General features: G+C 37.1%; 9 protein-coding genes. 2 read left to right on the top strand and 7 right to left on the bottom strand.

The window, feature by feature from the left end:
• The first annotated feature begins 26 nt into the window (after positions 1 to 26).
• A complete protein-coding gene (locus B5488_RS04050) occupies positions 27 to 527 on the top strand; it encodes a hypothetical protein (RefSeq protein ID WP_079734099.1) in 501 nt (166 codons plus the stop codon).
• Between the two features lie 55 nt (positions 528 to 582).
• Here the strand turns inward: B5488_RS04050 and bshA are convergent, their stop codons facing one another.
• The 7 genes from bshA to B5488_RS04015 all read right to left on the bottom strand — a co-directional run bounded on the left by bshA (position 583) and on the right by B5488_RS04015 (position 9,865).
• The gene (gene bshA, locus B5488_RS04045) at positions 583 to 1,716 is read right to left on the bottom strand and encodes an N-acetyl-alpha-D-glucosaminyl L-malate synthase BshA (RefSeq protein WP_079734098.1); all 1,134 of its coding nucleotides are present in this window, start codon (positions 1,714 to 1,716) and stop codon (positions 583 to 585) included.
• Between the two features lie 216 nt (positions 1,717 to 1,932).
• Positions 1,933 to 4,776 (bottom strand): glycoside hydrolase family 3 N-terminal domain-containing protein, encoded by a 2,844-nt coding sequence (locus tag B5488_RS04040; RefSeq protein ID WP_317041963.1) that lies wholly within the window; start codon positions 4,774 to 4,776, stop codon positions 1,933 to 1,935.
• Between the two features lie 83 nt (positions 4,777 to 4,859).
• Positions 4,860 to 5,345: an ABC transporter ATPase gene (locus B5488_RS04035; protein WP_079734096.1), complete on the bottom strand. Its 486-nt coding sequence runs from the start codon at positions 5,343 to 5,345 to the stop codon at positions 4,860 to 4,862.
• Between the two features lie 187 nt (positions 5,346 to 5,532).
• Positions 5,533 to 6,324 (bottom strand): (Fe-S)-binding protein, encoded by a 792-nt coding sequence (locus tag B5488_RS04030; RefSeq protein WP_079712552.1) that lies wholly within the window; start codon positions 6,322 to 6,324, stop codon positions 5,533 to 5,535.
• Positions 6,325 to 6,399: 75 nt separating this feature from the next.
• Complete coding sequence (locus B5488_RS04025; RefSeq protein ID WP_079734095.1) at positions 6,400 to 7,740, bottom strand: (Fe-S)-binding protein; 1,341 nt, start codon at positions 7,738 to 7,740, stop codon at positions 6,400 to 6,402.
• 6 nt (positions 7,741 to 7,746) lie between these two features.
• On the bottom strand, positions 7,747 to 8,703 hold the full coding sequence (locus tag B5488_RS04020) for an MlaD family protein (RefSeq protein WP_079734094.1): 957 nt from the start codon (positions 8,701 to 8,703) through the stop codon (positions 7,747 to 7,749).
• Positions 8,704 to 8,758: 55 nt separating this feature from the next.
• A complete protein-coding gene (locus B5488_RS04015) occupies positions 8,759 to 9,865 on the bottom strand; it encodes an N-acetylmuramoyl-L-alanine amidase family protein (RefSeq protein WP_079734093.1) in 1,107 nt (368 codons plus the stop codon).
• Positions 9,866 to 10,001: 136 nt separating this feature from the next.
• On the opposite strand from B5488_RS04015, the gene B5488_RS04010 reads away from it, so the two are divergent.
• Positions 10,002 to 12,728 carry a putative LPS assembly protein LptD gene (locus tag B5488_RS04010; RefSeq protein ID WP_079734092.1) on the top strand — a complete coding sequence of 909 codons (2,727 nt, stop codon included), beginning with the start codon at positions 10,002 to 10,004 and terminating at the stop codon, positions 12,726 to 12,728.
• The last annotated feature ends 19 nt before the right edge of the window (positions 12,729 to 12,747 follow it).

Genomic DNA, 12,747 nt, shown 5'->3' with positions numbered 1-12,747 from the left:
GCCAACAAATCTAAAAATGCTAAACTATGAAGAAATTAATTTTACTTGCCGTTTTTACAATCGGCGCTACGTTTTATAACCAGGCTGAAGCACAAACAATTTCTGATAACGCCATTGGACTAAGATTTGGTGGTGGTGATGGGGTTGGAGCTGAAGTTTCCTACCAAAGAGCTGTGGGTATGAATAATAACCGTTTAGAACTGGACTTAGGATGGCGTGATAACAGCGATTATGATGCATTTAAACTTACCGGACTTTACCAATGGGTTTGGAACATTGAAGGTGGTTTTAACTGGTACGCAGGTGCAGGTGCGGGAATCTTAGGTGTTGATGGCCAAAGAGGGAATGATTATGATGATGATGGAACTTATCTTTTCCTAGCCGGGGATATAGGTATTGAATATAATTTTGATATTCCTCTATTGCTATCATTAGACTTTAGACCAGAATTTGGATTCTTTAGTGATAATGATGTTTTAAATCCTTTTTCACCAGATATCGCATTAGGAGTAAGATACCAATTCTAGATAATAATAGATAAGGTTAAAGTGAAAGAGGCTGATTTTGAATCAGCCTCTTTTTTTATAAGGTAGTTTGTAAAGCTCTTTTATAAATATCTTCGTAAAGCGGCATTATATTTTGAATGTCAAATTTTTCAGCAACACTTCTGGCGTTATTCTTAAATTTCTCAAGAGTTTCATCATTTTCAAGGATCTTTATGGCATTCGCGGCCATTTCCTGCACATCGCCCACATTGCTTAAATAACCAGAAATTCCATTTTGATTAACTTCCGGAAGTCCGCCGGTATTTGTAGAAATAATAGCTACGCCATTAACCATAGCTTCCAGGGCGGAAAGACCGAAGCTTTCTTTTTCTGAAGGCAGTAGAAATAAATCAGAAAAACAAAGAATTTTGTCTATTTCGTGGCTCTGCCCCAGGAACATTACTTTATCTCCAATATTAAGTTCATCTACCAGGTCTTCTGCCATTTCTTTTTCAGGGCCTTCCCCAACCATCATCAATTTCGCATCAATTTTCTTCTGAATTTCATAAAAAATCTTAATTACATCATCTATGCGCTTCACTTTTCTGAAGTTACTAATATGCGTAATAATTTTCTCTTTATTTTCGGCCATCATTTCACGTTGGCAATCGGTAAAGGCTTTATTATCGTATTTGCTACAATCTATAAAATTGGGCACCACCTCAATTTTATTCCTGATTTTAAAGAATTTTAAAGTGTCTTCTTTTAAACTCTTAGAAACCGAAGTCACTACATCGCTATTGTTTATGCTAAAAGTTACTGCCGGTTTGTAAAAAGGATGATTGCCAACCAAAGTAATATCGGTACCGTGTAGTGTGGTTACCATGGGCAGGCTAATCCCTTCTTCAGCAAGCATTTTTTTCGCCATATACCCGGCATATGCGTGCGGAATTGCATAGTGAACGTGCAAAAGCTCAATATCAAATTGCTTTACCACATTTACCAGTTTACTACTTAATGCGAGCTCGTAAGGCTGATAGTGAAAAAGTGGATATTCAGGTACATGCACTTCGTGAAAACGCACATTGCTGGAAAGTTGATCTAAACGTACAGGTTGACTGTAAGTTACAAAATGTATCTCGTGGCCGCGTTTTGCAAGGGCCAGGCCTAGCTCTGTGGCTACCACTCCACTACCTCCAAAGGTAGGATAACATACAATGGCTATTTTCATTAAGCTCTATTTACTCGATAATCGAGATTTAAATGCTCCGAGGCTTGCCTCGAAATTAAAATATTGTTTCCTATTTATGCCTCGTGGGCTTGCCCCGAGGTAGTTTACTCACTTTAGTGAGAATTTAAATAATACGACCACAGGCCGAATTTTCTATTTTCAAATTAACTTTCGTTGCCCTTCCTAAAGAACAAGGAAGTCGCTCTCCTGTTTATCCTAAAAATCTATAGATTCGTAGATAACTTCCTGTATTCTAGACCTTACATCTTCCCTAATTAACTTCCTGTTGGTAGAATCGGGGAAAGTTCTATTAGACAAAAATACATAAACAATTTCTTCTTCGGGGTCTGCCCACGCAAAGGTGCCCGTAAAACCGCTATGGCCAAAACTTTGCATAGAGAGGCAATTACAGGTTGGTCCTGAGCTTCCCAGTTGGGGTTTGTCGAAACCAACGCCACGTCTTACATTTTTTTCACAATAATAACAGGTATTGAATTTCGAAATAGTCTCTTCTCTAAGATATCTTTTACTACCGTACACCCCATTATTAAGGTAAACGTGCATTATTTTAGCCACATCGTTAGCAGTGCTAAAAAGCCCTGCGTGACCACCAATTCCACCTTGTAGCGCCGCACCCTGATCGTGAACCACCCCGTGAATTAGTTGCCTGCGCCAAAGTTTATCAATTTCGGTAGGAACAATTTGTTCTAAAGGAAATCTTGAAGTTGGTAAATATCCCGTATGGGTAGCGCCTAAAGGTTTATAAATTTTATCCTGGGTAAGATTATGCAGCGTCTGGCCATAATAACCTTCCAGGTAATATTTAAGAATATAAAAAGGAAGGTCGCTGTACTTATAATCTAAACGCCGTTCTAAATCGCTATCTTTAATAATATTAATAATCGTATCCTTCATATCATTTCTAAGATACATTTCGTTGGCAACCCGGGTATTAAAATCGGCTGAAGGAGTTTTACGGAAATAATCTTCAGAAGGTAATCTTGTTTTTCTGTCTATAGTATTTATATGAAAAGGAATCCAGGATTTTAACCGGGCATAATGCATAAGCATATCCTGTAATCTAATATTCGCTTTATTTGAATTTTGAAAAACAGGCATCATTTCTCCCAACTTTGAATCAAAACTTACAACTCCTTCTTCTTCCTGTTCCATAATTAGCGGTAAAGTTGCAAGGATTTTGGTTAATGAAGCCAAATCGTAAACTGAAGTATCTGAAACCGGAATTTGCCTATCGTAAGTATGATAACCAAAGTTTTTGTTATAAACTATTTTTCCTTTCCTGGCTATTAAAATTTGGGCCCCGGGAGTCATTTTTTTATCGATAGCTTCAGTAATAATACTATCTATTCTACTTAATTTATACGAATTTAAACCCACACTTTCCGGTAAACCGTAAGCCAGTCTATCTATATTCCTGGTTTGATAACCCGTGCCTTCGGGAAAATTATTTCCTATGCTTACCGGAAGTTTACCCCTGGCTTCAATAGCACCAAAAATTAACTGCGCAGCTTTTTCCTGGGCTACCGGATGATTTTGATAATTCACCAGAATTCCATCTAATTCATTGAGGCCGCGTAGTTCTCTTAACGCATACGGACTCGAAAAAAGACTTAAAACAGTGTTATTTTCTTTTGAAATTTGATTGATCCAGTGTAATTCTCCAGCTGAAAACTTATAAGAATCCCAGGGGCTGTTATTAGATTTGTGATACCCCAGGATTACGAGATCGTATTCTTCTAATTTCTTTTGTAAATCGTTTAATTGCGTTGCAGAAACCCAATCAATATGAGCGTATCTTTTCAATTCATTTAAAAATGTACTACCATCGGCATCTCCAAAATTAACATAAGCAATCCTGGTATCGGCAATATCTTTAACTGGTAAAACAGCTTTGTTATTTTTAATTAGGGTAAGCGCATTTTCAAAGAGTTCTTCTAATAAAACCTTGTCCCGAACAGAATTAAGTTCTTCAAAAATAAAATTCTCCTGAACGCTTTGCTGTTGGTGTAGGCCTGCTTTATATTTCGCCTCAAGTATCTTTTTTACTGAATGTGCCAATCTCCCGGGGCTAATAATATTGTTTTTATAAGCATTAATTAAAACTTCAGAAGCAACTTCAACTTTTTCGGGCATTAATAACACATCATTTCCTGCTAAAAATGCTCTTAACTCGGCATCACCGGGTTCTGCATTATTAGTAAGGCCTTTCATATTAAGCGCATCGGTAAAAATAAGACCTTCAAAATTCATTTTTTCTTTTAGAAGATCTGTGATAACCGCTTTAGAAAGTGAAGAGGGAGTTCCCGGGTTTTCCTGAATAGCCGGAATATTTAAATGAGCAACCATCACGCTTGTAAGTCCGTGAGTGATTAAAGGGTAATATGGATAGAGTTCTAAACTATCCAGCCTTTCTTTTGAAAATGGAATAGTTGGTAAGGTTTTATGCGAATCAGTATCTGTATCTCCATGACCCGGAAAATGTTTTGCACTGGATAAAGTTCCTTCCCGATGCATACCACGCATAAATGCAAGCGATTTTTCAGCAACATTTAATTTATTCTCTCCAAAACTTCTATTTCCAATAATGGGATTATTAGGGTTGGTATTAATATCTACAACGGGTGCAAAATTAATGTGCACGCCCAATCTTTTAGTATGCCTGGAAATTGCGGCACCGGCTTCTTCAATTAAATTATTATCCTGGATAGCACCCAACGTCATATTCCACGGGAGTGCAAAAGTAGAATCAAGTCGCATTGCAAGGCCCCATTCGGCATCCATTCCTATAAGAAGTGGAGTTCTTGAAAGTTCCTGAAACTCGTTGGTTATTTTAGCCTGTCTAAGCGGCCCGCCTTTAGAAAAAATTACGCCTCCAATATATTCTTCTGAAATTTGTTTTTTCGCCTTTTCAATATAGGCTTCTCCACTTCGTGAGGAAACGCTAATTATAAGCAACTGCCCTATTTTTTCTTTAAGGCTCATTGCATTATAGGTACTATCTACCCATTCTTTTTGTGCTACAGGATCTTCTGCCAGCAAAGGATTATTTTGTGCAGAAAGATTCGAGAATACAAGAAGGAAACAGGTTAAGACAAGGATTTTCGGAGCGAAAGTGAATTTCATTAACTAACAAAACGCTTATGCCAACTTTCAGAAGCAGGAACTTCCCAGTCTGAAAGAAATTCAGCTTTATTATTTACTAAATTATTAAATACAATGGTTTTAGAAGAAACCGCCTTTTCTTTGGCCATTTTTCTAAAATCTGAAAGGGTTTTATAGGCGATGAACTCTCCCTGTTTGTAAGAGACATTCATTTTATCTAAAAGATCTACATTAAATTCTTTCTCTAATTGCTGAATAAAATGTACTGAAGCATCTATAGAGCAACCGGTAGCTGCATTTTTATCCTGGTCTAAAGCCAGGATAATGAATCTTTTATATTTAATAAGATATCCCGCTTGTAAATCGGCGCCATGGGCAGTCCATTGTGTAACGAACTGGTCTAAACGGGATTGTATTTCTTCAAGCTCTTCAGTAGTAAAAGAACGGTTTGCCTGGTATATCCAAACCCTTGAAGAATCGGGTAGGTTTTCAAATGGTACTAACATATTATTGCTAAAATTATATTTTTACAAAACTAATTGATTTAGCTCTTGTCTCAAATATAGTTTTGGCTTTTAACGTTTGGTATTTTCTTTTTAAATACGATTTAAAATAGGTGGACAAAGAGCTTCTAAAGTGCGTAAGAATCTTAATTTTATTAATCCAGGATTACTAAAATTAATTGGGAATAGACTATAAATCGTGGGCATTGGCAATAAGTTCTGCCACATCCATTACTTCTACGCTGTCCTCTTTATTTTTTCCTTTTACCCCATCTGTCATCATCGTATTACAAAATGGGCAACCGGCAGCAATTACTTCAGGTTTAACTTCCATAGCTTGCTCGGTTCTTTCAATATTTACATCTTTATTTCCCGGCTCGGGTTCTTTAAACATTTGCCCGCCACCTGCACCGCAGCAAAGTCCGTTAGATTTGCATTTACGCATTTCTACGAGCTCTACTTCCAGTTTTCTAAGTAAGTCACGTGGCGCTTCATATTCTCCGTTAGCACGGCCTAAATAACAAGGATCGTGAAAAGTGATTCGTTTTCCTTTAAATTTACCACCTTCAACCTTTAATTTTCCTTCGTTAAGAAGCGCTTTTAAAAATTGCGTGTGGTGCATTACTTCGTAGTTTCCGCCTAAAGCAGGATATTCGTTTTTTATAGTATTAAAGCAGTGCGGGCAGGCCGTGACCACTTTTTCTATTTCATATCCATTAAGAACTTCAATATTGGTGGCAGCCTGCATTTGAAAAAGAAACTCGTTCCCGGCGCGTTTTGCCGGATCTCCCGTACAGCTTTCTTCAGTTCCTAAAACAGCAAAATCAACTCCGGCTTCGTGTAATAATTTCACAAAAGCCTTGGTGATTTTCTTTGCCCTATCATCAAAACTACCGGCACAACCAACCCAAAACAAAACTTCGGGTTTTTTGCCTTCTGCCATATACTCGGCCATTGTTGGTACTTTTAACGCTTCTGCCATATCTAATTTTTTAATTTTATTCCAAAGACTTTTTTAAGTCTAGGTTTCAAAAATATTTTGTTCGCAATTAGAAAATTAATTTTCTTTAGCCCAGTTTAATCTGTCTTGTTGGTTGTAAGGCCAGGGTGCGCCATTGTTTTCAATATTGGTCATTGCAATGGCCAGCTCGTTTGGAGCAGCACTTTCTTCCATCACTAAATAACGCCGCATATCTAAAATTATAGAAAGTGGATCTATCCCCACCGGGCAAGCTTCTACACAAGCATTACAGGTGGTGCAGGCCCAAAGTTCTTCTCGTAAAATAAAATCGTCCAGCAATTGCTTGCCGTTATCTTCGTATTTTCCCTTGATGTTGATAATATCCCCAACTTCTTCCAGCCTGTCACGGGTATCCATCATAATTTTTCTTGGAGATAATTTTTTACCGGTTTGGTTTGCAGGACATTCTGCCGTACATCTTCCGCATTCGGTACAGGTATATGAATTTAGTAATTGAACCTGGTTGAGATCAAATACATCTGAAGCTCCAAACTTATCGGGTTCGGCGCCTTCCTCTGCTTCTGCAGGCGCAGCAAAAGGATCGGCATCGGGATCCATCATTAATTTAACTTCATCGGTAACCGATTGAAGGTTGTTCATTTCTCCCTGTGGCTGAAGTTTTGACAAATATACATTTGGGAAAGCCAGTAGAATATGTAAATGCTTGGAGTAATACAGGTAATTTAAGAAGAAAATAATTCCTAAAATATGTAACCACCAGGCTGCTCTTTCTATAATGATGAGCGTTGCATTGCTCATTCCTTCAAAAATAGGAAGTAAAAACTGGCTAATAGGGAAACTTCCGGTTATACCTGCTTCACTCGCATAATGAGGCGCTCCATTAAGCTGAAGCTGATAATCTGTAGCATTCATTACCAGGAAAAGTACCATGAGTACCATTTCAAAATAAAGAATATAATTAGCATCATTTTTAGGCCAGCCTTTTAATTCCCGACTTAAAAAACGATAAATGTTTAAAACGTTTCTTCTTATCCAGAATACAATCACTCCAATAAGAACTAATAAAGCTAAAACTTCAAAAGAAGCGATAAGAATATTGTAGAAGCCACCCATAAAAGATAGCACCCGGTGAGTACCCAATAGCCCATCTATTATAATTTCAAGAACTTCAATATTTATAATGATAAAACCTACATAAACAATAACGTGAAGAAATCCTGAAACCGGTTTTTTAACCATTTTGCTCTGCCCCAGGGCAATCCTGGCCATTTTTGCAAAACGCTCTCCCTTGTTATCGCTGCGGTCTACATCTTTTCCTAATTTTATGTTTCGTAATAACCTGCGGATATTACGAATAAAAAAACCGATACCTACCACTAAGGCAATTAAAAATAAGACCTGAGAAATAATTTGCATAGTTGGTTATTTAATTGAATCCTTTTCTTTGGGTTCCTGATAAGGTTTCGGGTTTTTTCCGAAAACAGAAAAATGTACGTATCGTTTAGGATTCAGTTTTACGTCTTGTAGTAATTGTTCCAACTGCCTGGTAGCATTGTCCAGGTTATTATAAACGGCATCATCATTAATTAACTTCCCAGCGGTACCTTCTTTATTATTCAATTTATCTGAAACACTTTCAAAATCTGCCACTACTTTTTCAAGGTCGGCGGTAATTTTTCCAATATCCATTTTGGTTAAAGTATCTGAAAATGAATTGAAATTGGTTGTCATTTCATCAAGATTGGTAAATGTATTATCTATTTTTCCTGAATTTCTCCCTACAATTCCTTCCAATGTGTTGGCGGTCACTTTAAATGAAGCCACGGTAGCATTAAGATCTTTAAATGTGTTTTGAATATTATACCTGGTACTGTCGTTTAGAATTTTATTAATAGCCGTTACCAGGGAGTCTGCACTAACTATTGTATTTTCAACCTTATCCTGTAGTGGTGTTAGCTTATCGTTCACCAATTCCATGATACCTTCTTCAATATCGCTATTTAAAGTATCCCCAGATTTTGCCATTTCGTCAATTTCATAATCTGGTATAATTGCCAAAGATTTCCCTCCAATTATATTACCTCCATAAATTTGAGCTGTACTATTGTTTGAAAATTTAAAATCATTTTCTACAGTAAAGCTAACCACAAGAGTGCCCTGGGCATCAAGAAAGTTAATCTCGGTTACCTGTCCTACTTTAAGACCGTTTATTGTAACAGCCGAGGAAGGTGAAAGCCCTTCTACATCGTTATAAACTGCATGAAAAGTTCTGCTGGAATCCAACAGGTTTTTACCCTTTAAGAAACTATAACCAAATATTAATAAGAGGATAGCAATTATTGCTAATAATGCAGTTTTTACTTCACGTGTAAATTTCAAAAGCTATTTTTTTAGGAATAAGAACAAATTTAGAAATAAAAATAGAAAAGAACCGTTAATTCACCTTAGATTTTAACGCCTCATTAACTGTAATCTTGCTGCCATCCTTAAAAGCGACAATATAACTTGCCGGATATCCATTTTGCTTAGCCTTGTTATGAAGCTCGTTTATTTTTAAATAATCTGAAGTTGCTCCATAATAATATTTATACAATCGCTCTTCTCTGGCCCGTTCCACATTTTCCAGACCTTTAAAATTATAAGGTTTGGTCTCTAAACGTTTAGAACCGGCTGCAAGCTGAATTTTAAAAGTAATCCCTTCGTAAATCTGACTTTGCGTGGAAGTAATAGAAGATGAAGTTGTTTCAATACTCTCCAAATTAGAAAGGTTTATGGTATTGGCATATTTATCTATGGCTTCGACAATTGCTGCAGCCATTTTGTTTTGTCCACCGGTACTGTTTAAATACGGACCTTCGTGGTTATTGGTTAAAAATCCGGTTTCAATAAGAACACTTGGCATTACCGCCATTTTTAATACCACAAAACCGGCTTGTTTAACCCCACGATTTTTTCTTTTTAATTCGTTAGTGAAATTTTTCTGAACAAAATCGGCTAAAAGAATACTTTGGTTTAAATATTCCTCCTGCATTAAAGCCATTCCTATATAAGATTCAGGAGAATTAGGATTAAAACCACCGTAGGTTACTTCGTAATCTTCCTCTAAAAAAATAACCGAGTTTTCCTTTTTAGCTACCTCAAAGTTTTCTGCGGTTTTATGAAGACCAAGTACAAAGGTTTCTGTACCATAAGCCTGGGAATTATGAGAATTACAATGTACCGAAACAAAAAGATCGGCATCTGCCTCATTGGCAATCTGCGCTCTTTTATCTAAAGGAATAAAAACATCTGTATCCCGGGTATAAATTACTTCTATCCCTTCCTGCTTTTCTAAAGCTTTTCCAATTTTTAAAATAATATTAAGCGCAATATCCTTCTCTTTAAAGCCATTTCCCATATTTCCGGGATCTTTCCCTCCATGGCCCGCATCTAAAACAACTACAAATCGATCTCGCGGCTTTTCGTTATCTGCAAATAAGTTTTGCAGGCTTGCAATAAAAATGAAGAAAAATACGAAAAGTTTAAGTAGGTTCGTTCTCATAAAAAGGTAACGCTAAGTTTAGGCTAATTATTTTAATTACTTTTTTCAGGAAATCTCAAATCTAAGCTGAAAAAATATATGTAATTTTGAAATTGCAAAAAGCAAGCCATTCTTTACAAAAATAGCACTTAGAGCATTGCAAACAAACATACCTAATATACTTTTTCGCTGTATTTTTATACTGCTTCCTATCGTTTGTCTAAACGCACAGGAAATAGGGAATAATCAGGAAATAGATATTGAAGCCCAGGAACGAGATTCGCTGGTAACTGTGGGCGACTCCTTACCACTTGCTGAAACCATAAGGCTAACCGATAGTATTGTGGGAGATTCTTTGCAAACGCCGCAGGGAAATCAATTAATTACCGATGCAGTGAAGTATGAGGCTAAAGATTATATGCGAATTAGCCAGAAAGAAAACCGTATGTACCTCTATAATGAAGCGCAAATTATCTACGGAGATATGCAGATTAATGCCGGGCTCATTATAATGGACAATGAAAAAAATGAAGTTTATGCCTACGGAATTCCCGATTCTACCGGGGCATATTCTCAAAAACCGGTTTTTGTACAGGGAAATCAAACCGTAGAGCCAGATTCTATTCGGTTTAATTTTGATACCGAAAGGGCGCTGGTTTATAATTCCAGAACACAACAAGCCAATTTTAATGTAAGAGGTGAGGTCACCAAACGTGAAAACGATTCGGTGTATTTTATGCAGAATGTGCGCTTTACCACCGATGAAGATTTAGATAACCCCGATTATTATTTCTATGCCCGAAAAATAAAATTTGTACCAGATAAAAAGATCGTTGCGGGCTTCGTAAATATGTACCTCGCAGATGTTCCTACCCCATTGGGGCTGCCCTTTGGATATTTCCCTTTAACCGAAGAAGAAACTTCAGGATTTATCATCCCCAGTTTTGGAGATAGCCGGCGTGGTTATTTTCTTCAAAATGGAGGTTATTATTTTGCGATTAGTGACTATGTAGATTTGCTTACTTTAGGAGACTATTATACCAACGGGAGTTATGCCGTAAGATTAGAAAGTAATTATAACAAACGTTACCGCTACCGTGGAAATGTAAGAATACGTTACGAAAATCTTTTCCAGAGTGAACGTGGCTTCCCCGATTTTGCTGAACAATCTGTTTACAATATTCAGTGGTCTCACAATCAGGATGCCAAGTCAAATCCTAATTCGAGGTTTAGTGCTTCGGTCAATTTAGGGAGTAGTACTTATTACCAGAATTCTGTAAATCAAATGAATACCGGTAATTTCTTAACCAATACTTTAAGTTCTTCGGTTTCCTATAGTAAAACCTTTCCGGGAGAACCACAAGTTAATTTAAGTCTCGCAGCCCGGCATCAACAAAATACAAGGACGCAAACTATAAATATGAGCTTGCCAACTTTACAGGCAAGTATGACGCGTATTTATCCATTCGCTCCCAAAACCGGGGCAAAAAAAGGAATAATTGAGAATATAAATTTTCAGTATAATGTAAGAGCCGAGAATCAAATTAGAACTACAGATTCCCTATTTTTTAAACCCGAAATGTTCCAGGACGCCAATTATGGAGCGCAACATTCAATTCCGGTTACTACCAATTTCAAGTTATTTAATTACTTAAGTGTTAGTGCAAACGCTAATTATGAAGAAAGCTGGGTTTTTAAAACTTTTGAACAGTCTTACGATGAATTTAATAATGAGGTGGTTATTGATACCATAAACGGTTTTGATTCCTACCGAACCTATAATTTTGGTGCCAGTATAGGGACTACTTTATATGGACTGAAGAATTTTGGAAAAGATAAAAAAATTCAGGCTATCAGGCACGTTATGCGACCTTCTATTAGCTATAATGTGAACCCCGCCTTCGACCAGTATTATGATACTTATGAACGTATTGATCCCGCAAATCCTATCGAGACCAATATGGTAGATTATTCCAGGTTTAATGGAACATTATATGGGGCTCCAGGAAACAGGTTTTCCAGTTCCCTGGGACTTAGTTTAAGCAATACCCTGGAGGCAAAAGTACGCTCTAAAGACAGTACCGCAACCGAACCGGAGAAAATCACCCTGCTGAATAACTTTAGTATGAGTACCGCTTATAATCTAGCTGGGGAAGACGGCCAGCCTAAGCTTTCTCCAATCGCTTTAAGGGGTAGTATTCCTATAGTTCGGGATAAACTGGATATTAACGTGGCGGGGAATATGGATATCTATGCTTTAGATAATAATAACCGTAGAACCGATAAACTTAATATTAATAATGGTGGTAGCTTATTTAGGTTCACCAATGCCAATGTAAGTTTTGGTTATGCTTTTTCCAGTAAAGATTTTGAAGACGAGGGCGAAGACGAAAGTGAGGATGAAGTAGACAACGATACCTATCGTGGCGGCGGAAGACGGGATGACCTTTTTGGAAAAGGATCTGATTTAGAAGGAAAGTTTTACGAGGAAGAAGAAGATCCGTTTGCAGATGAAGATCGCGAAGAAAGAAACGATAACTGGTATAATTATAAAATTCCGTGGGATTTACGGGTTTCTTATACGATGACCTATAATAATACCGCCCGGCAAAATGAAATCACCTCCCACTCTATTATGTTTTCGGGAGATATTGAGCTTTCACCCAAATGGGTGGTTGGAGCTTCATCGGGTTACGATTTAAAAGAATTAGGCTTTACGTATACCCAATTAAGATTTCAGCGGGATTTAAATACCTGGCGATTAAGTTTTAACTGGGTACCTTTTAGTGAGCGTAGATCGTGGTATTTCTTTATCGGGATAAAATCGTCTATCTTAAGTGATATTAAATATGATAAACGAAACGAACCAGACCGTAGATTATAAAATTTAAAAGTTTAAAAAT

The sequence above is a fragment of the Salegentibacter salegens genome (assembly GCF_900142975.1).
Classification (GTDB): Bacteria; Bacteroidota; Bacteroidia; order Flavobacteriales; family Flavobacteriaceae; genus Salegentibacter; species Salegentibacter salegens.
Note: the sequence above shows the minus strand (reverse complement) of the source record. Positions and strands in the feature narration are given on the sequence as shown.